Below are 26995 nucleotides of genomic sequence, written 5' to 3'. Positions count from 1 at the left end.
TACCCCCCGGCGCCCCGTCAGGGGCGGCCGAGGTTGCGGTTGATGAAGTCCAGCAGTTCGTCGTCGCTGGCCGACTCCAGGGTGTCGACCACCGATGCCCCAGGGCTCTCCTCGGTACCGGTCCACTTGGCCAGCAGGCTCTGCAGCCGCACCGTGACCTTGGTGCGCAGCAGGTTGTCGGCCTCGCCGACCGCCACCGAGGCTTCCAGCCGGTCCAGTTCGGCCAGCAGCGCGTCGGCCGGGGCCCCGCCGTCGGGGAGGAGTTCGGCTCCCAGGTGGCGTACCAGGGCGGTGGGGGTGGGGTGGTCGAAGACCGCGGTGGCGGTCAGGGCCAGGCCGGTGGCCGTGGCCAGGCGGGTCCTGAAGTCGACGGCGGTCAGCGAGTCGAAGCCCATCGCGTTGAAGGAGCGGCCGGGTTCGATGGTCTTCGCGGAGGTGAAACCGAGTGCCGCCGCCGCGTGTTCGCACACCAACGTCAGTAGCGTGTCGTCGCGTTCGGCCGCCGGCAGGGCGGCCAGGCGGCCGCGCAGCGCGTCGGCGCCGCCGGTGTCGTGCGCCGGGGCGGCGGCCGGCGCGGGCCGGGCCGCCGCGGCGGCCTCGGGTACCCCGTCCAGGAACGCCGACGGCCGGGCGGAGGTGAACAGCGGTGTGAAGGCCGCCCAGTCGATGTCGGCGACGGTCACATTGGTCTCGTCGCGGTCCAGGGCCTGGCCGAGCGCGGCCAGCGCGGCATCGGGGGCCATGGCTGTGAGGCCGCGCCGCCGCAGGTGTTCCGTGCGCTCCTGGTCGGCGGCCATGCCGCTGCCCGCCCAGGGGCCCCAGGCCACGGCGGTGGCCCGCAGGCCCCGGGCCCGCCGGGCGGCGGCGAGCGCGTCGAGGTAGCCGTTGGCGCAGGAGTACGCGGACTGCCCGCCGCTGCCCCAGATGCCGGAGATGGACGAGAACAGCACGAAGGCGTCCAACTCCCGCCCGTCCAGCAGCGCGTCGAGGTGGGCGGCGCCTGTGGTCTTGGCGTCCAGCACCTCGGCGAAGTCGGCCGGCCCGGTGTCGGCCAGCGGGGCCGAGGCACTGACCCCGGCCGCGTGCACCACCGTACGGACCGGGGTGCCGGCGTCGTCGAGTCGGTCCAGCAGGGCGGCGAGCGCGGGGCGGTCGGCGATGTCGCAGGCCACCGCCTCCGCACGGGCACCGGCCGCGGTCAGTTCGGCGACCAGTTCCCCGGCGCCGGGCGCGGCCGGGCCGCTCCGGCTGACCAGCACCAGATGCTCGACGCCCCGGTCGACGAGCCAGCGGGCGACCTGGCCGCCCAGCGCGCCGGTGCCGCCGGTGACGATGGCGGTGCCGGTGGGGCGCCAGGCCGTCACCGGTCCCGCCGGGTCGGCGGTCGCCGGATGCGGGGCGCGGACCAGGCGGCGTACGAACAGTCCGGCGGCGCGTACGGCCAACTGGTCCTCGCCCGCGGGCCTGGACTCCGGGGTGGCGGTCAGCACCGCGTGCAGCAGTGCCTTGGAACGCCGGTCCAGGGCGGCGGGCAGATCGATCGCGCCGCCCCAGCGGTCGGCGTACTCCAGCGCGATCACCCGGTAGAGGGCGGCCAGTTGAGCCTGCACCGGATCCGGAGCGGCGGGCGAGCTCGTGGACGGGTTCACGGCCTGACTCGCAGCCTGCTTCCCGGCCTGGTTCACGGGCTGGCTCACGGGCTGGCTCACGGGCTGGCTCACGGACTGGCTCGTGGACTGCTTCACGGCCTGGTTCATGGACTGGCTCGCGGGGTCCGCGGCCTCCTGGGTGACGCACCACAGCGGCGCGGCGACATCGGCGTCGGCGAGCGCCTGCGGCAGGGCCACGGTCAGCGCGAGGCCGGTGGTCAGCGCGGGGTGCTCCGGGTGCGGACGCCGGTCGAGGGCGAGCAGCGAGAGCACCCCGGTGGGCGGGGCGTCCTCGACGGCGGTACGGATGCGCTGCGCCAGGGCCGCGCCGTCGTCGGCGCCGGTCTCCAGCCGTACGACGTCCGCGCCGTGCTCGGTGAGCGCGGTGACGGCGTCCACGGCCAGAGGCTGGTCGGCGTGGCCCGCCGGGAGGAGCACCAGCCAGCGGCCTGCGCCGGCCGGGGTCGGCGTCCACTGGGCGGGCTGCCAGCGCGCCCGGTAGCGCCACTGGTCCAGCCGGGCCTGTTCGCGCTGCCGGCGGTGCCAGGAGGACAGCGCGGGCAGCGCCTCGCTGAGCGGCCGGGAGCCGTCCAGGGCCGCGCCGAGCACGCCCAGATCCTGCCGCTCCACGGCCTCCCAGAACCGGTGGTCCGTGTCGGACGGGGCGGCTGCCGCCGCGACCGGTGCGGGCGGCGCGCCGCGCAGCCAGTAACTCTCGCGCTGGAAGGGGTAGGTGGGCAGGTGGACGCGGTCGGCGCCGGTGCCCGCGCAGTACGCGGCCCAGTCGGGCCCGCTGCCCTGCGCGGCCAGTCCGGCCAGCGCCAGCGCCGGCGTGCGCGTCTCGTCCCGCTCCCGGCGCAGCACCGGCAGGCAGGTGCTCCGGGCGGGCAGCGTCTCACGGGTCATGGCGGTCAGCACCGCGTCGGGCCCGACCTCCAGGAAGGTGCGGACACCGCGCTCGTGCAGCAGCCGCACGCCGTCGGCGAACCGCACCGCCTCACGGGCGTGCCGGACCCAGTAATGCGGCGAGCACAGCTCCTCGGCCGTGGCCAACTCGCCGGTGAGGTTGGAGACCACCGGGATACGGGGCTCCGCGTACTTCAACCGTGCTGCCACCACGCGCAGTTCGTCCAGCATGGGTTCCATGAGCGCCGAGTGGAAGGCATGACTGACCGTCAACTGCCGTACCTTGCGGCCCTGTTCGCGCCAGTGCGACGCCGCCTTCTCCACCACGTGCAGGAGGCCTGAGACCACGACGGCGGTCGGGCCGTTGACGGCCGCGATGTCGAGGCGGCCGCCGTGCTCCTCCAGCGTCTTGCGGACCTCGTCCTCGGTCGCCTCGACGGCCAGCATCGCACCGCCCGTCGGCAGTGCGCCCATCAGCCTGCCGCGCGCAGCCACCAGCGTGCACGCGTCCTCCAGGGACCACACCCCGGCCACGTACGCGGCGGCGATCTCACCGATCGAGTGACCGGCCAGATAGTCCGGCCGCACACCCCACGACGTCAGCAGCCGGAACAGCGCCACCTCGATCGCGAACAGCACCGGCTGGGTGAAGTCAGTCCGGTCGATCAACTGCGCTTCCGGCGAACCCGGTTCGGCGAACAGCACCTCACGCAGGGGTCGCTCCAGCAACCCGTCGAAGCACGCGGCGACCTCGTCGAGTGCCTCGGCGAACGCGGGGTAGGCGCCGTAGAGCTCCTGTCCCGCGCCCACGCGCTGGCTGCCCTGCCCGGAGAACAGGACCGCCACGGCACCCGCTCCCCCGTCGACCTGCGCCTGAACGACCGTGGGCAGGCTGCGGCCGTCGGCCAGCGCGGCCAGCGACTCCAGCAGTTCGTCACGGTCGGCACCGGTCAGGACCGCCCGGTATTCGAAGGCGGTACGGGAGGTGGCCAGGGCGTGCCCCACGTCGCGCGGTCGGGCGTCGGGACGGGCCAGCAGGTGGGTGTGCAGATCACGGGCGCGGGCGCGCAGCGCGTCGGCGGTCCGGGCCGACAGCGGCCACAGGACGGGCGACGGCTGCCGGCCCGGCTCGGGAGCGTCGGAGGCATCAATGGCCTTGGGAACCTCGATTGCCTTGAGGGCCTTGGGGGCAGCCGCGGGCCGGGGGGCCTGCTGCGGTTCCTCGATGATCGTGTGGACGTTTGTGCCGCTGATCCCGAACGACGAGATTCCGGCCCGCCGGGGGTGGCCTTCGGGCTCCCACGGCCGGGCTTCGGTGAGCAGCCGCACCGCGCCGGCGGTCCAGTCCACCTGCGCGGAGGGCAGGCCGACGTGCAGGGTGCGCGGCAGGACACCGTGCCGCATGGCCATGACCATCTTCATCAGGCCGCCGATGCCCGCAGCAGCCTGGGCGTGCCCGATGTTGGACTTGAGCGAGCCCAGCCACAGCGGCCGGTCCTCGTCGCGGTCGTGTCCGTACGTCGCCAGCAGGGCCTGCGCCTCGATCGGGTCGCCCAGCGGGGTGCCGGTGCCGTGCGCCTCGACGGCGTCGACCTCGGCGGGGGTGAGACGGGCGTTGGCCAGCGCCTGACGGATGACCCGCTGCTGGGCGGGACCGTTCGGAGCCGTCAGACCGTTGGACGCACCGTCCTGGTTGACAGCGGAACCGCGCACCACCGCCAGCACCTCGTGTCCCAGGCGTCGGGCTTCGGACAGCGGCTCCACGAGGACCATGCCGACGCCCTCCGCCCAGCCGGTGCCGTCGGCCGCGTCGGAGAACGACTTGCACCGGCCGTCCGGGGCGAGGCCGCGCTGCCTGCTGAACTCGGTGAACATGCCGGGGGTGGCCATCACCGCCGCGCCGCCGACCAGCGCCATCGTGCACTCACCCTGCCGCAGCGACTGGCAGGCCAGGTGCAGGGCCACCAGCGAGGAGGAACAGGCGGTGTCCACAGTCACCGCCGGGCCCTCGAAACCGAAGGTGTACGAGAGCCGGCCGGACACGACACTGCCGGTGTTGCCGGTCAGCAGATGCCCCTCCACGCCCTCCAGCCCGGCTTCGCCCGGGAGGCCGGCGCCCTGACTGCCACCACTTCGGACGGCCTGCCCGCTGCCGTACCCGGAGGGCGCGGCGCCGACGAACACACCGGCCTGGCTGCCGCGTACCGCGCGCGGATCGATCCCGGCGCGTTCGAACGTCTCCCACGCGGTCTCCAGCAGCAGCCGCTGCTGCGGGTCCATCGCCAGCGCCTCACGCGGCGAGATCCCGAAGAACACCGGGTCGAACGCGGCGGCGTCGTAGAGGAAGCCGCCCTGGTCGGCGTAGGAGGTCCCGGCCTGTGCGAGTTCCGGGTCGTAGAGGGCGGCCAGGTCCCAGCCTCGGTCGGCGGGGAAGCCGCCGACCGCGTCGGCGCCGTCGTCCACCAGCCGCCACAGGTCCTCCGGCGAGCGGACCCCGCCGGGGAAGCGGCAGGCCATGCCGATGATGGCGATGGGATCGTCGGACGCGGCAGCGGCAGCAGCCTGCGGCGCGGCGGCGTGGGCGAAGGACGACTCCCCTTCGCCGCCGGGGAGTTCGCCGCCCGGGAGTTGAGCGTCCAGGAAGACGGCCAGCGCGCGGATGCTCGGGTGGTCGAAGACCAGCGTCGCGGGCAGTTTCAGCCCGGTGGCGGCGGTGAGCCGGTTGCGCAGCTCCACCGAGGTCAGTGAGTCGAAGCCCAGATCCTTGAACGGCTGCTCGATGTCGATGGCCTCCGGAGCCCGGTGCCCGAGCACCGCCGCCACCTGGCCGCGCACCAGGTCGAACAGCAACTGCTCGCGTTCGCGCACACTACGTCCGGCCAACCGCTCGGCCAGCCCACCGGGGGCGGCGGCGACGGCGTTCCGGGCCACGGCTCGGCGCTGCCCGGCGCTCCGCCGCACCAGGCCGCTGAGCAGCGGCGGCACGACGGGACTCCGGCGCAGCACATCAAGATCCAGCCTGGCCGCGACCGGCCTCGCCTCAGCGCCGGTCCAGGCGGCGTCGAAGAGCGCCATGCCGTCGACGGGCTCCAGAGGCAGCACACCGCCTTCCGCCATGCGCTGCAGATCCGCCTCGGCCAGCGCGGCGGTCATACCCGCAGCCTGCGACCAAGGGCCCCAGGCCACAGAGGTTGCGGGCAGACCGGCTGCGCGGCGGTTCGCAGCCATTGCGTCCAAGTAGGCGTTGGCAGCAGCGTAGTTGCCCTGCCCCGCGCCACCGAACGTCGCGGAGGCGGAGGAGAACAGGACGAAGGCGGCGAGGTCGTGGCCGGCTGTGAGTTCGTGCAGATGGCGTGCGGCGTCGGCCTTCGGCCCCCACACGGTCGCCATACGGTCGGAGTTGAGCGTGGTGACCAGGCCGTCGTCCAGGACACCGGCGGTGTGGATGACGGCCGTCAGGCGTTCCGACTCCAACAGGGCCGCCACGGCGTCCCGGTCGGCCACATCACAGGCCACGATCCGTACGGTGGCACCCAACTCGGTGAGATCGGTGCGCAGTTCCTCCGCACCGGGAGCATCCAGACCACGCCGGGAGACCAACAACAGGTCCTGGGCACCGTGTTCGGCCACGAGATGCCGGGCCACCACCGCACCCAGACCGCCCGTGCCGCCGGTCACCAGGACCGTACGGTCCGGGTCCAGCGCCGCCGGAACGGTCAGCACGACCTTGCCGACATGCTTGGCCTGGCTGATGAAACGGAAGGCATCAGGCGCTTGCCGTACGTCCCACGCCCGCACCGGCAGCAGCTCCACCACACCCGTGCCGAACAGCTCCAGCAGCTCGGCCAGCAGCTCCGCGATCCGGTCCGGACCCGCCTCGAACAGATCGAACGCCCGGTACCGCACAGCCAGTTCGGCCGCGTCACGGACGTCGGTCTTGCCCATCTCCAGGAACCGGCCCCCTTCCGCCAGCACCGACAACGAAGCGTCGACGAACTCACCCGCGAGAGCATTCAGTACGACGTCGATGCCGCTGAACTTCTCCGCGAAACCGGTGTCCCGGGAAGACGCGATGTGATCGTCGTCCAGGCCCAGACCGCGCAGGACATCCCACTTGCCCGGACTCGCCGTCGCGAACACCTCAGCACCCAGATGCCGCGCAAGCTGAATCGCAGCCATACCGACACCGCCGGCACCGGCATGCACCAACACCCGCTCCCCAGGCTGCACTTGGGCCAGATCCCGCCACGCGTACCACGCCGTCAGGAACACGATCGGCACCGACGCCGCCTCAGCGAACGACCAACCGTCCGGCACGCGCCCCGCCAACCGCTCGTCCGTCACCACCAGGGGACCGAACGCACCCGGCACCAACCCGAACACCCGGTCGCCCACAGACAGACCACCGACCCCCGGCCCGGTCTCCAGCACCACACCCGCCGCCTCGATGCCCAGCGGCACCTCCCCGGGATACATCCCCAACGCGTTGAGCACATCACGGAAGTTCACGCCCGCGGCACGCACCGCGACCCGCACCTCACCCGCCGCCAAGGGAGCGGTGACCTCCTCGAACGGGACCAACTCCAGCGCGTCCAACGACCCCCGTGCCGCAGTGTCCAACCGCCACGCCTCCGCACCCGACGGCACCGCAAGAACCTCGTCAGCCCCAGGCCGCACCAGCCTCGCAACCCTCACCGTGCCCTGACGCAGGGCGACTTGCTCCTCCGGGCGGTCACCGAGCGCATCGGCCAACGCGGCCCAGGACTCCGCCGTACCGTCCACGTCCGCCAGCAAGAAGCGACCCGGGTTCTCCGCCTGCGCCGACCGCACCAGGCCCCACACCGCAGCCGCGTCGACATCGTCGCCGTCGATCGCGCCCCGGGTCACCACGAGCAGTCGCCGGTCGGCGAACCGCTCCTCCGCCAGCCACTCCTGGACCGCGCCCAGCGCCCTGCCGACCGCACCCCGCCCGGCGCACGGCAGCAGCACGGCACTGTCACCGTCGGGCACCTCGGCGAGGTTCGCGCAGCGGAGGCCGGACAGCGCCTCGGCGGCGTCGAGATCATCACCGATGACGGACCAGTCGACGGCCCGGTCGACAGCCCGGTCGGTGGGCGCGACCGCTGCCACGTCGGCGGTCTCGGCAACCCAGTCCAGCCGGTAGAGCGGTGTCCGGTGGCCCAGCGGCTCGGCGGACACCTCGCGCAGCGCCAGCGAGCCGACCGTGACGACCGGGGCTCCCGTCGGGTCCACCGCGAGCAGCGACACCGCGTCCTGCCCGTTACGGGCGAGGCGGACCCGCAGCGCGGACGCCTCGGTGGCGAGCACCGCGACATCCGACCAGGCGAACGGCAGGCGGCCACGGCCGCTGCCGGTCGCGGGCAGCAGTCCGCCCAGGCCCACGCCATGCAGTGCTGCGTCCAGCAGCGCCGGGTGGACGCCGAAGCCCGCACGGTCCGCTGCCTCGTCCGGAAGTGTGACCTCTACGAACACCTCGTCGCCCTGTGTCCACGCCGCCGTCAGCCCCCGGAAGGCGGCGCCGTAGCGCAGGCCCATCGCGGCAAGGGCGTCGTAGAGGCCGTCGAGGGCTACCGGCTCGGCGCCGGCGGGCGGCCAGACCGCGAGGCCGTGGTCGACGGGAGCGCCGGTCCGGACGGCGAGTACGCCGTCCCCGTGCTTGGCCCAGCCGTTGTCCTCCGCGTCGCCGCTGGGACGCGAGTACAGGGCGATCTCCCGCCGCCCACGGTCGTCGGCCCGCCCTACGGTGAGCTGGACATCGACCTCGCCGCGCTCGGGCAGGGTCAGCGGGGAGCTGAGCGTCAGCTCCTCGACCAGGTCGCAGCCGAACTGGTCGCCCGCCGCGACGGCGAGCTCCAGCAGCGCGGTGCCGGGGACTACGACGGTGTCCAGCACCCGGTGATCGGCCAGCCACGGGTGGCGGCGCAACGACAACGCTCCGGTGAGCACCGCGCCTTCGCCGTCGGCGCGGTGCATCACCGCGCCCAGCAGCGGATGATCCGCCACGCGCAGGCCGAGCCCGGCGGCATCGGCAGCGCCTCGCCCGGTGACGTGACGCGGCCAGTAGCGCTCGCTCTGGAAGGCGTACGTCGGCAGTCGGACGGGACGGCTCCGCCCGGCGGAGCCGGGGAGCAGCGCGGACCAGTCCACCCGTACGCCGCGCACGTGGAGGAGGGCGGCGGCATGGAGCAACGACTCCGGTTCGGCACGCCCCCGGCGCAGCACCGCGACCATCTCGGCGGAGGACGGCGACGCCTCGGCGCCCAGCACGCCCTGCGCCATGGCGGTCAGGACACCGTCGGGACCCAACTCGACGAAATTCCGGACGCCTTGCGCGTCCAGGGTACGAATGCCGTCGGCGAAGCGGACGGCCTCACGGACGTGCCGGACCCAGTACTCGGGCGAGCACAGGTCCTCGGCCGTGGCCAGCTCGCCGGTCAGGTTCGACACGACCGGGATACGGGGGGTCTCGTAGGTCAGGCTCTCGGCCACGCGGCGGAACTCCGCCAGCATCGGATCCATCAACGGGGAGTGGAACGCATGACTGACCGTCAACCACTTGACCCTGCGGCCTTGTTCACGCCAACGCGACTCCAACTCACCCACCGCCACGGCATCGCCCGACACCACGACCGACGACGGACCGTTCACCGCCGCGACCGCGACCCGCTCGTCCAGCTCAGGCAGTACGTCCGCCTCGGACGCCTCCACCGCCAGCATCGCACCGCCCTCAGGCAGAGCGCCCATCAGCCGACCACGCGCAGCCACAAGCGTGCACGCGTCGTCCAGGGACCACACACCCGCCACATACGCGGCAGCGACCTCACCGATCGAATGCCCCGCCACGAAGTCCGGCGTCACACCCCACGACTCCAGCAACCGGAACAACGCCACCTCCACCGCGAACAACGCCGGCTGCGTGAACTCCGTCCGGTCGATCAGCTCTCCGCCCTCGAACAACACCCCCCGCAAGCCCTCGAACCGCGCACACACCTCGTCCAACGCATCCGCGAACACCGGATAAGCGGCATACAACTCCCGCCCAGCACCCACCCGTTGGCTCCCCTGACCCGAGAACAGGAAGGCCGTGCGGCCCCGGCTCACGCTGCCGGTCACGATGGTTGGGGTCGGGAGGGCGTCGGCTGTGGAGGCCAACTGTGTGAGTCCGGCGAGGAGTTCGTCCGGGGCGGTGCCGAGCACCACGGCTCGGTGGTTCAGTGCGGCTCGGGTACTGATCAGGGCGCGGGCGATCTCGACCGGGGGTATCGCCGGCCTTGCGGCGAGGTCCTCGGCCAGTCGGCCTGCCTGCGCGGCGAGTGCGGCCGGGCTGTGCGCGGACAGCGGCCAGGCGATCGGACGGTCGACTCCGTCGTCCGGCCTCTCGTCCAGCCCCTGGTCCCGTCCCTGGTCCCGTCCCTCGTGCCGTCCCTCGTGCCGTCCCTCGGCCGGCCCGTCGTGCGCGGGTTCCGCCGGGGCCGTGGGGGGTGCTTCGAGGATGGTGTGCGCGTTGGTGCCGCTGATGCCGAACGCCGAGACGGCGGCCCGGCGCGGACGCCCGGTCTCCGGCCAGGCGACCTGCTCCGTCAGCAACTCCACGGCGCCCGAGGACCAGTCCACGCTCGGCGACGGCGCATCGACATGGAGCGTCTGCGGCAGGACGCCGTGCCGCATCGCCAGCACCATCTTGATCACGCCCGCCACACCTGCGGCGGCCTGGGTGTGACCGATGTTGGACTTCACCGAGCCGAGCAGGAGCGGCTGCCCGCCCTCGCGCTCGCGACCGTACGTGGCGAGCAGCGCACCGGCCTCGATGGGGTCGCCCAGGGCCGTACCCGTGCCGTGCGCCTCCACCGCGTCCACCTCGGCGGGGGCGAGTCCGGCACTGGCCAGGGCCTGACGGATGACGCGTTGCTGGGACGGGCCGTTCGGGGCGGTCAGGCCGTTGGACGCGCCGTCCTGGTTGACCGCCGAACCACGGACCACGGCCAGCACCTCGTGACCGTTGCGCCGGGCGTCGGACAGCTTCTCCACGAGCAGCATGCCGACGCCCTCGCCCCAGCCCGTACCGTCCGCGCCCGCCGCGAACGCCTTGCACCGGCCGTCCACCGCAAGACCCCGCTGGCGCGAGAACTCCACGAACGTGGCAGGCGTCGACATCACCGTCACCCCGCCGGCCAGTGCCATGTCGCACTCGCCCGACCGCAGCGCCTGCACCGCCAGGTGCAGGGCCACCAGCGACGACGAGCACGCCGTGTCGACGGTCACCGCCGGGCCCTCCAGCCCGAACGCGTACGCCAACCGGCCCGAGACCACGCTCGCCGCGTTGCCGGTGCCGAGGTGGCCGCCGAGTTCGTCCTGCGCGTGGGCGAGGAGGGCCGCGTAGTCCTGGCCGTTGGTACCGACGAACACCCCGGTGCGCGTACCGCGTACCGCGTCCGGCGCGACGCCGGCCCCTTCGAAGGTCTCCCACACGGTCTCCAGCAGCAACCTCTGCTGCGGGTCCATGGCCAAGGCCTCTCGGGGCGAGATCCCGAACAGCCCCGCGTCGAACCGGTCGGCCCCCGCCAGGAAGCCGCCGACCCGTACATACGACGTGCCCTGGTGCTCCGGATCCGGGTCGTACAGCGCGTCCAGGTCCCAGCCACGGTCACCGGGGAACCCGTCGACCGCGTCCACGCCGTCCGCCAGCAGCGCCCACAGCTCCTCCGGCGAGCCCACACCGCCCGGGAACCGGCAGCCCATGCCCACGATCGCCACCGGCTCGTCCACCAGCCCAGCCACCGACACCGCGGTGGGCGGCGCGGCCGGCGCGGCGGCGACCCGCGACGACGACTCCTCGCCCGCCAGCAGCTCCCGCAACCATCCCGCCAGCAGCGCCGGCGTCGGGTAGTCGAACACCAGACCGCTCGGCAGCCGCAGCCCGGTCACCGACCCGAGCCGGTTACGCAACTCGACCGCCATCAGCGAGTCGAAGCCCAGCTCCCGAAACGCCCGGTCGGTCTCCACCTCGGTGCCCGAGCCGTAGCCGAGGACGCCTGCCGCCTCCGCGCACACCGTGTCCAGCAGCATCGCCGAACGGTCGTCGGCGGACAGTCCGGCAAGCCGTTGGACCAGCGGCGGCACACCGGTGGTCCCGTCGCCGGCCGCGCCGTCCAGGGCCTGCCGGGCGGCGGGGATCTCGTCGAAGAACGCCGTGTGACGCACGGAGGCGAACGCCGGGGCGAACCGCTCCCACGCCACGTCCGCGACCACCAGGCACGCCTCGGCCGCACGACCCGCGGCCACTCCGGCCAGCACACCCAGCGCGGCGCCCGGCTCCATCGACCGCACCCCGCGCCGCGCCAGTTCCCGCCCCGCGGAACCGCGCGCCGCCATGCCCGAGCCCGCCCACGGACCCCAGGCCACCGCGCAGCCCGCCAGACCGCGTGCCCGCCGCGCCAGCACCAAACCGTCCAGGTAGGCGTTCGCAGCCGAATACCCCGCCTGGGCCGCGCTGCCCCACACACCCGAGATGGACGAGAACACGACGAACGCGTCCAACTCCCGCTCGCCCAGCACCACATCGAGATTCGCCGCACCGACCACCTTGGCGCGCATCACCTCGGCCAGGCTCTCGGCCGACGTGTCGAGCAGCGCACCGGCGTCGTCCACACCCGCGGCGTGCACCACGGCCGTGAGCGGGATGTCGTCGGAGAGGGAGTCGATCACGTGGGCGAGTGCGTCGCGGTCGGTGACGTCACATGCCTCGACGCAGACCTGCGCCCCCGCCGAGCCGAGCTCGGCCAGCACCTCGGCGGCCCCCTCGGAGGCCATACCCCGGCGGCTGAGCAGCACGACGCGTTCGGCGCCGCGCTCCACCGCCCACCGGGCGACCCGTACACCCAGCCCGCCCAGGCCACCGGTCACCAGCACCGTCCCGGACGGCGACCACCCGGCCGCGCTGTCGCCGCCGGGCGCGGGCGCCAGACGACGTACGAACACGCCGGACTGCCGTACGGCCACCTGGTCCTCGGCGTCCTCGGCGCGCTGTCCCAGCACGCCGAGCAACCGCTCCGCGATCCGCGCGTCGACCGTTTCCGGCAGGTCGATCAACCCGCCCCAGAGGCGCGGGAGTTCGAGTCCGGCCACCCGGCCGAGACCCCATACGGCGGCCAGCTCCGGAACGACCCCGCCATCGGAGCTCCCCACGGACACCCCGCCACGGGTCACACACCAGACGCCGCCACCGACGCCTGCGTCCGCGATCGCCTGGAGGATCAGCAGGGTGCGCTCGGCGGCGACGGTCTCGGCCTGGTCCGGGGCCTGCGTCGGCACCACCAGTACGCCCGTCGCGTCGGCCCGGTCCGCGAGGCGGGCGGCCAGCTCCGCGCGGTCGTCGGCACCGGTCAGCAGCAGCGTCTCCACCTCCGCGCCGGCATCCCGCAGGACGGCACCGAGCCGACCACACAGCCCGGCGTCGGCCGCGTCCGCCGCGTTCGCCTCGTCCTGCCAACCGACCACCAGCCAGCGGCCGTTCACCGCAGTGCCGGACACCAGGCCCGGCATCGGACGCCACTCCACCCGGTATCGCCAGTCCGCCGTGGACAGCGGCGCTGCGGCCGGCGCGTTCTGCCGCGCCCTGGCCGACAGCCAGTACCGCTCCCGCTGGAAGGCGTACGTCGGCAGCTCGACCCGGCGCGCACCGGTGCCCGCGAAGTACCGGTCCCAGTCGGGCCGGGCCGCACCACGCACCCATGCCCCGGCCAGCGCCGCCACCAGTGACGGCTGTTCCGCCCTCCCCCGGCGCAGCACGGCGAGGCAGGCCGTGTCCTCGGCGTCCTCGGTCAGCGTCCGCTGGGCCATGGCGGCGAGTACGCCGTCGGGGCCGAGCTCGACGAAGGTACGGACGCCGCCCTGAGCATGCAGCGTCGCGATCCCTTCAGCGAAACGGACCGCCTCACGGACATGCCGCACCCAGTACTCGGGCGAGCACAGCTCCTCGGCCGTGGCCAGTTCACCGGTGAGGTTCGATACGAGCGGGATACGGGGAGTCTCGTACGCCAGGCCCTCGGCCACGCGGCGGAACTCCGCCAGCATCGGATCCATCAGGGGCGAGTGGAATGCATGACTGACCGTCAACTGCTTGACACGCAGGCCCTGTTCACGCCAACGCGACTCCAACTCCCCGACCGCTACAGCGTCACCGGACACCACGACCGACGACGGCCCGTTCACCGCAGCGACGGCAACGCGCTCGTCCAGCTCAGGCAGTACGTCCGCCTCGGACGCCTCCACCGCCAGCATCGCACCGCCCTCAGGCAGAGCACCCATCAGCCGACCACGCGCAGCCACCAGCGCGCAGGCGTCCTCCAGCGACCACACCCCGGCGACGTACGCGGCAGCGACCTCACCGATCGAATGACCGGCCACGAAGTCCGGCGTCACACCCCACGACTCCAGCAACCGGAACAGCGCCACCTCCACCGCGAACAACGCCGGCTGAGTGAACTCCGTCCGGTCGATCAGCCTCTCGCCCTCACCCTCACCCTCGAAAAGCACATCCCGCAGCGGCTGCTCCAACAACCCGTCGAAGCGCACACACACCTCGTCCAACGCATCCGCGAACACGGGATAGGCGGCATACAACTCCCGTCCAGCACCCACCCGTTGGCTACCTTGCCCCGAGAACAGGAAGGCCAGCGATCCGGTCACGGCCTGACCCGTCACGACGGAGGCCGCCGTGCGGCCCTCCGCGAAGGCACCCAGTCCTGCCGCGAGTTGGGCGTGGTCGGCGCCGAGCACGACGGCGCGTCGGTCCCACACCGATCGGCCGGTGGCCAGGGAGAGTGCGATGTCGTGCGGTCGGGCGTCGGGGTGGCGGCGCAGGTGGGCGCCGAGCCGGTCGGCCTGCCCGATCAGAGCGGACGCGTCCCGCGCGGACAGCAGCAGCGGTACGCAGCCGGCCGGCGCGGCAGCCGGACCGGCGTCGGAGGTGGCCCGCTCGGAAGCTGCCGGCGCCGGCTCCTCGATGATGACGTGCGCGTTCGTGCCGCTGATGCCGAACGACGACACGCCCGCGCGGCGCGGTCGCCCGCCTCGCCGCCAGGCGACGGGCTCGGTCAGCAGCCGTACGGCGCCGGCCGTCCAGTCGACCTGGCCGGTGGGCCGGTCGACGTGCAGGGTGCGCGGAAGTTCGGCGGCGCGCAGGGCCATGACCATCTTGATCACGCCGCCGACGCCCGCCGCCGCCTGCGCGTGGCCGATGTTGGACTTGATGGACCCCAGCCACAGCGGCCGGTCCTCGGCGCGGTCGTGGCCGTAGGTGGCCAGCAGGGCCTGCGCCTCGATGGGGTCGCCGAGCCGGGTACCGGTGCCGTGGGCCTCGACGGCGTCGATGTCGGCCGGTGCGAGCCCGGCGGCGGCGAGGGCATCGCGGATGACGCGCTGCTGCGAGGGGCCGTTGGGTGCGGTCAGGCCGTTGGACGCGCCGTCCTGGTTGACCGCCGAGCCGCGAACGACCGCCAGCACGGGATGCCCCAGCCGCTGTGCGTCGGACAGCCGCTCCACGAGCAGCATGCCGACGCCCTCCGACCAGCCGGTGCCGTCGGCCGCGTCCGCGAAGGACTTGCAGCGGCCGTCGGCGGCCAGGCCCCGCTGGCGGCTGAACTGGACGAACATGTTGGGCGACGACATGATCGCCGCACCGCCGACCAGCGCCATGTCGCACTCGCCGGACCGCAGCGCCTGGCCTGCCAGATGCAGGGCCACCAGGGACGACGAGCAGGCGGTGTCGACCGTGACCGCCGGGCCTTCGAGGCCGAAGGTGTAGGCGAGCCGACCGGAGACGACGCTGCCCGCGTTACCCGTCAGCAGATGCGCCTCGACCTCGTCGGGCGCCTCCCCGGGCGGCGGACCGTACCCCTGGAAGGCCGCGCCGACGAACACGCCGGTACGGGAGCCGCGCGCCGACTGCGGGTCGATGCCGGCGTGTTCGAAGGTCTCCCAGGAGGTCTCCAGGAGCAGTCGCTGCTGCGGGTCCATCGCCAGCGCCTCACGCGGCGAGATCCCGAAGAAGCGCGGATCGAACCGGTCGGCGTCGTGCAGGAACCCGCCCGCACGGGTGTAGCTGGTGCCGGGGTGGTCGGGGTCGGGGTCGAAGAGGTTCGCCAGGTCCCAGTCCCGGTTGGCGGGCATCTCGGAGACGGCGTCGGTGCCGTGCGCGACGAGGTCCCACAGGGCGTCCGGTGAGTCGGCCCCTCCGGGGTAGCGGCAGGCCATGCCGACGATGACCACCGGGTCGTCGTCGGCGTCGGCGGCCGTGCGTCGGGCCGTTCGGACGGGTGCGGCAGGCCGGGCGGAGTCCTCTTCCTCTCCCAGCAGCGACAGGCGCAGGTGACCGGCGAGCGCGGCCGGGGTGGGATGGTCGAAGATCAGCGTGGCGGGCAGCCGCAGTCCGGTCGCCGCGTTCAGACGGTTCCGCAGCTCGACCGCCGTCAGCGAGTCGAAGCCCAGGTCCTTGAACGCCTGGTGCGGATCGACGGCTCCGGGGCTCGTGTGGCCGAGGACCGCGACGACATGAGTGAGCGTCAGTTCGCTGAGCAGCGCCTGGCGTTCGGCCGGATCGAGGGCGCGCAGACGGTCGGCCAGTGAGGAGTCCGCGCCCTGGCGGGCCCGCTCCTGCACGACGCTACGCCGAGCCGTCGGCACCGCGACCAGCGCCCGCAGAAGCGGCGGCACGGCCTCCGGCAACACGTTCCCGCGCAGCCGCGCCGGCTCCAGCCGTACGGGCACCACGACCGCGTCCGCTCCGGCCCACGCCCGGTCCAGCAGGGCCAGGCCCTGTTCCGCCGTGAGGGGCGCCATGCCCGCTCGGGCCATGCGCTGGACGTCGGCTTCGTCCAGGGCTCCGGTCATACCGCCTTCTTGGGACCACGGTCCCCAGGCGAGGGAGGTCGCGGGCAGACCGCTGGCACGGCGGTGGGTCGCCAGGGCGTCCAAGTAGGCGTTGGCGGCAGCGTAGTTGCCCTGACCGGCCGAGCCCAGCACACCCGAGAGGGAGGAGAACAGGACGAACATCGACAGGTCGTGGCCGGCTGTGAGCTCGTGCAGGTGCCGGGCCGCTTCCGCCTTCGGCTCCCACACGGTCGCCATACGGTCGGGGGTGAGGGCGGTGACGAGTCCGTCGTCCAGGACACCGGCGGTGTGGACTACGGCCGTCAGGCGTTCCGACGCGAGCAGGGCCGCCACGGCGTCCCGGTCGGCCACATCACAGGCCACGATCCGTACGGTGGCACCCAACTCAGCGAGATCGGTGCGCAGTTCCTCCGCGCCGGGAGCGTCCGGGCCACGCCGGGAGACCAGCAGCAGATCGCGAGCGCCGTGCTCGACCACCAAGTGCCGGGCCACATGTGCGCCCAGACCGCCCGTGCCGCCGGTCACCAGCACCGTACGGTCCGGATCCAGCGCCGCCGGAACGGTCAGCACGACCTTGCCGACATGCTTGGCCTGGCTGATGAAACGGAACGCGTCACGGGCCTGGCGCACATCCCACGCCCGCACCGGCAACAGCTCCACCACACCCGTGCCGAACAGCTCCAGCAGCTCGGCCAGCAACTCCGCGATCCGGTCCGGACCCGCCTCGAACAGATCGAACGCCTGGTACCGCACAGCCAGTTCGGCCGCGTCACGGACGTCGGTCTTACCCATCTCCAGGAACCGGCCACCCTCGGCCAGCACCGACAGTGAAGCATCCACGAACTCACCGGCGAGAGCGTTCAGTACGACGTCGACGCCGCTGAACTTCTCCGCGAAACCGGTGTCCCGGGAAGACGCGATGTGATCGTCGTCCAGGCCCAGACCGCGCAGCACATCCCACTTGGCAGGGCTCGCCGTCGCGAACACCTCAGCACCCAGATGCTGCGCGAGCTGGATCGCCGCCATGCCGACACCGCCGGCACCGGCATGCACCAACACCCGCTCCCCAGCCCGCACTTCAGCCAGGTCCCGCCACGCATACCACGCCGTCAGGAACACCACCGGCACCGACGCCGCCTCAGCGAACGACCAACCGTCCGGCACCCGCGCCAACAACCGCTCGTCCGTCACCGCCACCGGACCGAACCCACCCGAGACCAGCCCGAACACCCGGTCGCCCACCGCGAGGCCGGCCACCTTCGGTCCGACCTCCAGCACCACGCCGGCCGCCTCGATGCCCAGCGGGCTTGCGGGCCCCGGGTACATGCCCAGCGCGCTCAGCACGTCGCGGAAGTTCACTCCCGCCGCCCGGACCGCGACGCGCACCTGGCTCTCGCCCAGCGGCTCCGTCTCGGCCTCGGGGCAGGCCACCAGTTCCAGTGCCTCCAGTGCGCCGCGATCGGCGCTCTCCAGCCGCCACGCACCGGATTCGGGAGCCGTGAGCGCGTCTTCGGCACCGACCCGTACCAGCCGGGGCGACCACAACGCGCCAGCACGCAGGGCGATTTGCTCCTCGGTACCGGCCAGCGCCCCGGCCAGCGCGGCCCAGGACTCGGCCGTACCGTCGACGTCCGCCAGCACGAACCGGCCGGGGTTCTCGGTCTGCGCCGAACGCAGCAGGCCCCAGACTCCCGCGCCCGCGCTGTCGGGATCGCGCACCGCGTCCACCACGCCGACGGCGACCGCGCCCCGCGTCACCACCACCAGCCGGGCATCCGCCGGCCGCTCGTCGGCCAGCCACTCACGTACGACGTCCAGTGCGCCGTCGACAGGGCCGTCGGCCCAGGTCAGCACCGCCACGCCCGGCAGGTCGTCGCCGAAGGTCAGGGAGGCGACGTCCGTGGCCCGGCGGAGCAGCGGCAGCGCACCGGCGCAGTCCAGCGGGTCCGCGCCGAGTACGACAAGCTCCGCGCTGTTCCCGGCCGCGGTCCGCCCGGCGGGGGACGCGACCCAGTCCACGCGGTACAGCGGCTCGGTGCGCCGGGCGGGCACCCCGGAGATCTCCCTCAGCGCCAACGACTCGACACGGGCGACCAGTTGGCCGTCCGCATCGGCCAGCAGCACCTCCACCGCCTCGGCGCCGACCGCTCGCAGCCGCCCGCGCAGCGTCGTCGCACCGGTCGCCTGCACCGAGACGCCCGACCAGGCGAAGGGCACCCGCCCGCGCCCGCCGTCGGTCTCGGGCAGCAGCCCGCCCAGGCCGATCGCGTGCAGCACTGAGTCCAGCAGCGCGGGGTGCAGGGCGAAGGCCCCGGCGTCGGCGTCCGCCTGCTCCGGGAGCGCCACCTCGACGTAGACCTCGTCGCCCCGCCGCCAGGCGGCTGTCAGGCCACGGAACACCGGCCCGTACGCGTAGCCCGCCTGCTCCAGTCCGGCGTACAGCTCCTCGGGAGAGGCGGGGACCGGCTCCGCGCCGGCGGGGGGCCAGGCGGACAGGTCGGCGTCGTCGGTCCCGGCCGTCTCGCTGTGGCCCAGCGTGCCGAAGGCGTGGCGGGTCCAGGGCTCGTCGTCATCGGCTGCGGCGAGAGTGTCACCGGCGCGCGAGTAGACGCTCACCGCACGGCGACCGTGTGCGTCGGCCGCGTCCACCCGCACCTGAACCTGCACCGTGCCGGTGTCCGGGACGACCAGCGGGTCGGACAGGGTCAGGTCGTCGACCCGGTCACAGGCGGTCTCGTCCCCGGCGCGCAGCGCGAGTTCCACGAACGCGGTACCAGGCAGCAGCACCGAGCCCATCACCCGGTGGTCGGCGAGCCACGGGTGGGTACGCCGCGACAGCGCCCCCGTCAGCAGTACCGTCCCCTGGTCGGCCACCAGCAGCCGACCGCCGACGAGGGGGTGCCGGGCGGCACCGATTCCGTACGCGGCGGCGTCACCGACCGCGCCCACACCGGGCCGGGGCCAGAACGCCTGCCCCTGGAACGCGTACGTGGGCAGTTCGATCCGCCGCGCGCCGCTCCCACCGAAGTACGCCGCCCAGTCCACGCCGCCACCCCGTACCTGCCATGCGGCGAGCGCGCCGATCAGCGTCCCGGCCTCGGTACGGTCCCGACGCAGGATGGGCAGACAGACGGTGTCCCCGCCCTGGTCGGCCAGGGTGTTCTGCGCCATGGCAGTGAGCACGGAGTCGGGGCCGAGCTCGACGAAGGTACGGACGCCGCCGTGACCGTGCAGCGTCGCGATCCCGTCGGCGAACCGGACGGCCTCACGGACGTGCCGGACCCAGTACTCCGGTGAGCACAGCTCCTCGGCGGTGGCCATCTCGCCGGTGAGATTCGAGACGAGCGGGATACGCGGGGCGTCGTACGTCAGGCTCTCGGCCACGCGGCGGAACTCAGCCAGCATCGGGTCCATGAGTGGAGAGTGGAATGCGTGACTGACCGTCAACTGCTTGACACGCAGGCCCTGTTCACGCCAACGCGGCTCCAACTCACCGACGGCTACGGCATCGCCCGACACCACGACCGACGACGGACCATTCAACGCCGCGACGGCAACCCGCTCGTCGAGTTCGGCCACCACCTCGGCCTCGGTCGCCTCGACGGCCAGCATCGCGCCGCCCTCGGGCAGCGCGCCCATCAGCCGGCCACGCGCCGCCACCAGCGTGCACGCGTCCTCAAGGGACCACACACCCGCCACATACGCGGCAGCCACCTCACCGATCGAGTGACCGGCCACGAAGTCCGGGGCCATCCCCCACGACTCCAGCAACCGGAACAGCGCCACCTCCACCGCGAACAACGCCGGCTGCGTGAACTCCGTCCGGTCGATCAACCCCTCACCCTCGAAAAGCACATCCCTCAACGGCCGTTCCAACAACCCGTCGAACCGGGCACACACCTCATCCAACGCATCCGCGAACACCGGATAAGCCGCGTACAACTCCCGCCCCGCACCCACCCGTTGACTGCCCTGACCCGAGAACAAAAACGCCGTCGGCGCGTCCTCCCGCGCCGCGCCACGCGCAACGGCCGGGTGCGCGTGGTCACCGGCCGCGAGGGCGGCGAGGCCCTCCAGCAAGCCGTCACGCGTCTCGGCGGTGATCGCGGCGCGGTGGGTCAGGACCGACCTGCTCGTCGCCAGGGACAGTGCGATGTCGGCGGCGGCCAGGTCACCCCGGTCGCGGACGAACTCGGACAGCCGTGCCGCCTGGGCGTGCAGCCCGGCCTCGGTCCGGCCGGACAGGAGCCATGCCAGCGGACGGTCGGTGGACTCTCCGCTTTCGGCGATGTCAGTCGCCGGGGCCTGTTCGATGATCACGTGCGCGTTGGTGCCACTCATACCGAACGACGACACAGCGGCACGGCGCGGCTCACCAGACCTCTCCGGCCACACCACGTTCTCCGTCACCAACTCCACCGCACCCGCAGACCAGTCCACATGCGGCGTCGGAGCATCCACATGCAACGTCCCCGGCACCACACCACGACCCAACGCCAACACCATCTTCATCACACCAGCGACACCCGAAGCCGCCTGCGTATGACCGATGTTCGACTTAACCGAACCCAACAGAAGCGGGTTCCCACCCCCACGACCCTGCCCATACGTCGCCAACAGCGCCTGCGCCTCGATCGGATCACCCAACGCCGTACCCGTACCGTGCGCCTCCACCACATCAACCCCGGACGCCGACAGCCCCGCATCCGCCAACGCCTGCCCGATCACCCGCTGCTGCGCCGGACCATTCGGCGCCGTCAACCCATTCGACGCACCATCCTGATTCACCGCCGACCCACGCACCACCGCCAGAATCCGATGACCGTTGCGCTGCGCATCGGACAACCGCTCCACCAGCAACAACCCCACACCCTCACCCCACGACGTACCATCCGCCCCCGCCGCGAACGCCTTGCACCGACCATCCACCGCAAGACCCCGCTGACGCGAGAACTCGATGAAGGCACCGGGAGTGGCCATCACGGTCACACCGCCCGCGAGGGCGAGCGTGCATTCGCCGGACCGCAGCGCGCGTACGGCCAGGTGGAGGGCCACCAGCGACGACGAGCACGCGGTGTCGACCGTCAGGGCCGGGCCCTCGAGCCCGAACGTGTACGCCAGCCGGCCCGAGACGACGCTCGCCGCGTTGCCGGTGCCGAGGTGGCCGCCGAGTTCGTCCTGCGCGTGGGTGAGGAGGGCGGCGTAGTCCTGGCCGTTGGTGCCGACGAACACGCCGGTGCGCGAGCCGCGCAGGGTCGCCGGGTCCAGGCCCGCGTGTTCGAAGGTCTCCCAGGTGGTTTCCAGCAGCAGTCGCTGCTGCGGGTCCATGGCCAGGGCCTCACGCGGCGAGACGCCGAAGAACGCGGCGTCGAAGGTCGCGGCGTGGTCGAGGAAGGCGCCGAGCCGGGTGTAGCTGCGGCCGGCGGTGCCGGGCTCGGGGTCGTACAGCGCTTCCATGTCCCAGCCGCGGTCGGCGGGGAACGGCCCGACCGCGTCCCCGCCACCCGCCACCAGCTCCCACAACTCCTCCGGCGAACCGACACCACCCGGATAACGACAGGCCATACCGACGATCGCGATCGGCTCACCGTCCGCCTGCTCAGCAGCGGTCCGCGCGGAGTCGGCGTCGGTGTCGGTCTGTCCGGGGAGGTCGGTTGTCAGCAGGGTGCGAAGCTGCCGGGCGAGCGCCGAGGGGGTCGGGAAATCGAAGACGGCGGTGGCGGGCAGCCGTAGACCGGTGTCGTCGGCGAGCCGGTTGCGCAGTTCGACGGCGGTCAGCGAGTCGAAGCCCATGTCCTTGAAGGCCCGGCCGGGTTCGACCTCCGTGGCGGAGGCATGGCCGAGTACGGCGGCGACGGCGCCGCGCACGGTGTCCAGCAGGTGCCGGTGGCGCTCGGTCTCGGGCAGCCCGGCCAGGAGGGCGGCGAAGGGGTTGCCGTCGTCGGTGACGCCGTCCAGGGCCTGCCGGGCGGCGGGGATCTCCTCGAAGAACGCGGTGTGCCGCACGGAAGTGAACGCCGGGGCGAACCGCTCCCACTCCACGTCCGCCACCACCACACACGCCTCGCCGCCCGCGAGCGCGCCCACGAGCACATCCTCCAGCACGCCGATCGCCGCCCCCGGCTCAAGGGACCGCAACCCGCGCCGCGCCAGTTCGCGCCCGGCCGAGCCCTCGGCCGCCATGCCCGAGTCCGCCCACGGGCCCCAGGCCACCGCGCAGCCCGCCAGGCCGCGTGCCCGCCGCGACTGCGCCAGGCCGTCCAGATAGGCGTTCGCGGCCGAATAGCCGGCCTGCGTGGCGCTGCCCCACACGCCCGAGATGGACGAGAACACGACGAACGCGTCCAACTCCCGCTCGCCCAGCACCACATCGAGGTTGGCCGCGCCCGTCGTCTTGGCGCGCATCACCTCGGCCAGGCTCTCGGCCGACGTGTCGAGCAGGGGGCCGGAGTCGGCGGTACCGGCCGCGTGGACCACGGCGCGCAGCGGCGGGCCGTCGGCGTCGATCCGCGCCACCAGTGCCGCGAGTGCGGCCCGGTCGGCGACATCGCACGCCTCCGCACGGACCTGGGCGCCCAGTTGCTCCAGCTCCGCGACGATCTCGGCGGCTCCGGGGGCGTCAAGTCCCCGGCGGCCGACCAGCACGACGCGTTCGGCGCCGCGCTCCACCGCCCACCGGGCGACCCGTACACCCAGCCCGCCCAGGCCACCGGTCACCAGCACCGTCCCGGACGGCGACCACCCGGCCGCGCTGTCGCCGCCGGGCGCGGGCGCCAGACGACGTACGAACACGCCGGACTGACGTACGGCCACCTGGTCCTCGGCCCGTTGCGCGAGCACGCCGCGCAGCCGGGCCGCGGCCCGCGCGTCCGGGTTCTCCGGAAGGTCGATCAACCCGCCCCAGAGAGCGGTGAGTTCGAGGGCCGCCACCCGTCCGAGGCCCCAGACGCCGGCCAGTTCGGGCCGCACCCCGCCATCGGAGTCGCCCACCGACACACCGCCACGCGTGACGCACCACAGTCCGCCGGCCACGCTGACGCCCGCATCGTCCACGGCCTGGACGGCGGCGAGTACGGAGGCCGCCCGGCGCACCGGGTCCTGGTCGCCGTCCACGCCGTCCATGCCGACCGCGCCTTCCACGCCTTCCACGCCGTGGAGCAGCAGCACGCCGCCCAGGGGCGCGCCGTCGGCGGCGGTCACGATGCGTTCGGCCAGTTCGGCGCGGCTGTCGTCGCCCACGGCCAGCGGCACGGCGTCGGCGCCGGCCGCGCCGAGCGCGTCGGTGAGCCAGGCGTTCAGCGGGTCGTCCGTCCCGGTACCGGGTACGAGGACGAGCCAGCGGCCGGACAGCGCGGCCTCGGCGCCGCCGCCCAGGGCAAGACCCAGGCCCGAGCCGGTCGCCGGGCGCCAGACGACCCGGTACCGCCGGCTGTCGGCCTCTGCGGCGGCGCGGCGGCGCCGCCACCATGCGGACAGGGCCGGCAGCACCGCGCCCGCGCCCTCCAGCACCTCACCGGCGTCCACGCCCAGCACACGGCTGAACTCCGTGACGTCCCCGCGCTCCACCACCCGCCAGAAGCCCGCGTCGGCCGCGGCCGTGCCGCTCCTCTCAGCGGCCTCGACGGTCCCGGTCCCCGTTCCCGTCCCTTCCAGCCAGTACCGCTCGTGCTGGAAGGCGTACGTCGGCAGTTCGGCCCGCCGTCCGCCGGGCAGCAGCGCGGCCCAGTCCACCGGCACCCCGCGCACGTACAGCGCGGCGAGCGCCGCCAGCAGCGTCGCCGCCTCCGCGCGACCCCGTCGGACGGCCGGAACGGCGACGGTACGCGCGCCCGCCTCGACGGGGCTCTCGGCCGCCTCGTCCAGAGGCGTGGTGACGGCCGACGCCATGCCGCTGAGCACGCTGTCGGGGCCGAGTTCGAGGAACGTACGGACGCCCTCGCGGTGGAGCGCGGCGACCCCGTCGGCGAAGCGCACGGTCTCACGGACGTGCCGGACCCAGTATTCCGGCGAGCACAGTTCGTCGGCGGTGGCCAGGTGGCCGATCAGGTTGGAGACGACGGGAATGCGCGGGGCCTGGTACGTCAGCCCCTCGGCCACCCGCCGGAACTCGGCCAGCATCGGGTCCATGAGTGGAGAGTGGAAAGCGTGACTGACCGTCAGTTGCTTGACACGCAGGCCCTGTTCACGCCAGCGCGACTCCAACTCCCCGACGGCTACAGCGTCACCGGACACCACGACCGACGACGGGCCGTTGACCGCCGCGACGGCGACGCGCTCGTCGAGTTCGGCCAGCACCTCGGCCTCGGTCGCCGCGACGGCCAGCATCGCACCGCCCACCGGCAGCGCGCCCATCAGCCGGCCACGCGCCGCCACCAGCGTGCACGCGTCCTCAAGGGACCACACACCCGCCACATACGCGGCAGCCACCTCACCGATCGAGTGACCGGCCACGAAGTCCGGGGCCATCCCCCACGACTCCAGCAACCGGAACAGCGCCACCTCCACCGCGAACAACGCGGGCTGCGTGAACTCCGTCCGGTCGATCAGCCCCGTTCCCTCGAAGAGGACGTCCCTCAACGGCCGTTCCAGCAACGCATCGAACCGGGCACACACCTCGTCCAACGCCTCTGCAAACGCGGGGAACGCGTCGTACAACTCCCGTCCCGCACCCACCCGTTGGCTCCCCTGTCCGGAGAACAGCCAGGCGGTGCGGGGGTCGCTGCCCACGGTGCCGCGAATCGCCGGCGTCGGGTCCTCGCCAGCCGCGAGTCCGCCGAGGGCGTCCAGCAGTGCGGGCCGGTCCCGGCCGACGAGTACCACGCGATGGTCCAGTGCGGACCGTGTGGTGGCGAGGGAGTAGCCGGTGTCGCGTGCGGACTGCTCGGGCCGGGCGGTCAGGTGCGCCACGAGCCGGGCGGCCTGGGCGCGCACCGCCGCCTCCGTGCGGCCGGTGAGCACCCACGGCAGCGGCGCGGGCGTGTCGGTGTCGGTATCCGTGTGGGTGTCTGTGTCGGTGTGGGTGTCTGTGTCGGTGTGGGTGTCCGTGTCGGTGTCGGGCGCACCGGAGGGCGACGAACCCGGCTCCTCGGCGACCTCGGCGGCTGGGGCCTGTTCCAGCACGGTGTGCGCGTTGGTGCCGCTGACGCCGAACGACGAGACCGCCGCACGGCGCGGGCGGCCGGTCTCCGGCCACGGCACGCTGTCCGTCAGGAGTTCCACCGCACCGGCCGACCAGTCGACGTGCGGTGTCGGCGCGTCGATGTGCAGCGAGCTCGGGAGTTCACCGTGCTGCATGGCGAGCACCATCTTGATGATGCCCGCCACGCCCGAAGCCGCCTGGGTGTGGCCGATGTTGGACTTCACCGAGCCCAGCAGCAGCGGCTGTCCGCCCGCCCGCTCCTGGCCGTACGTGGCCAGCAGGGCCTGGGCCTCGATCGGGTCGCCGAGGGTCGTGCCGGTCCCGTGCGCCTCGACCACGTCGATCTGGTCGGGGGTGAGGCGGGCGTTGCCGAGCGCGTCGCGGATGACGCGGATCTGGGAGGGGCCGTTGGGTGCGGTCAGGCCGTTGGACGCGCCGTCCTGGTTGACGGCCGAACCGCGGACCACCGCGAGCACGGGATGCCCGAGGCGCCGGGCGGCCGAGAGGCGTTCGACCAGGAGCAGGCCGGCGCCCTCGCCCCAACCGGTGCCGTCGGCGGCGGCGGCGAACGGCTTGCAGCGGCCGTCGGGCGCCAGCCCGCGCTGCCGGCTGAACTCCACGAACGCGCCCGGGGTGGACATGATGGTGACGCCGCCCGCCAGCGCCATCGTGCATTCGCCCGAGCGCAGTGCCCGTACCGCCAGATGCAGTGCGACCAGCGACGACGAGCAGGCGGTGTCGACCGTGACCGCCGGGCCCTCCAGGCCGAAGGTGTAGGCGAGGCGGCCGGACACGACGCTGGCGGCGGTGCTGGTGGCCAGGTAGCCCTCGCCGCCCTCGGGGGCGGAGCCGAGCAGGGCGGCGTAGTCCTGGCCGTTGGTGCCGACGAACACGCCGGTACGCGAGCCGCGCGCGGTCGCCGGGTCGATGCCCGCGCGTTCGTAGGCCTCCCAGGCGGTCTCCAGCAGCAGCCGCTGCTGCGGGTCCATGAGCAGGGCCTCGCGCGGGGAGATGCCGAAGAAGCCGGGGTCGAACTCGCCCGCCTCGTAGAGGAATCCGCCCTCGCGGGAGTAGCTGGTGCCCCGGGACGGCGCGTCGGGGCCGGAATCGGGGTCGTAGAGGCCTTCGAGGTCCCAGCCCCGGTTGTCGGGGAACCCGCCGATGGCGTCGCCGCCCTCGGCGACCAGCCGCCACAGCTCCTCGGGGCTGTTCACCCCGCCGGGGAAGCGGCAGGCCATGCCGACGATCGCGATGGGTTCGCGTTCGGCTTCCTCGACCTCCCGCAGGCGCTCGTGCGCGTCGCCCAGGTCGGCGACGGCGCGCTTGAGGTATTCGCGGAGCTTGTCTTGGTTCGCCATTGCCTTTTTCACCCGGGGAGGTAGTCGTGTGC

The 26995-nt window shown here is 73.3% G+C and carries 1 protein-coding gene; it reads right to left on the bottom strand.

What is annotated here, in order from left to right; translation table 11 throughout:
- Positions 1–17: 17 nt before the first annotated feature.
- The gene (locus tag OG352_RS33290; RefSeq protein ID WP_329222047.1) at positions 18–26963 is read right to left on the bottom strand and encodes a type I polyketide synthase; all 26946 of its coding nucleotides are present in this window, start codon (positions 26961–26963) and stop codon (positions 18–20) included.
- Positions 26964–26995 lie beyond the last annotated feature (32 nt).

Origin of the sequence: Streptomyces sp. NBC_01485, assembly GCF_036227125.1 — a bacterium.
Taxonomy (GTDB): Bacteria; Actinomycetota; Actinomycetes; order Streptomycetales; family Streptomycetaceae; genus Streptomyces.
The sequence above is the reverse complement of the archived record's forward strand: the minus strand, read 5'-3'. Positions and strand labels throughout refer to the sequence as shown.

Excerpts from the sequence above, each read along its gene's own strand:
- OG352_RS33290 (WP_329222047.1), bottom strand. The coding sequence starts at position 26,963 with ATGGCGAACCAAGACAAGCTCCGCGAATACCTCAAGCGCGCCGTCGCC.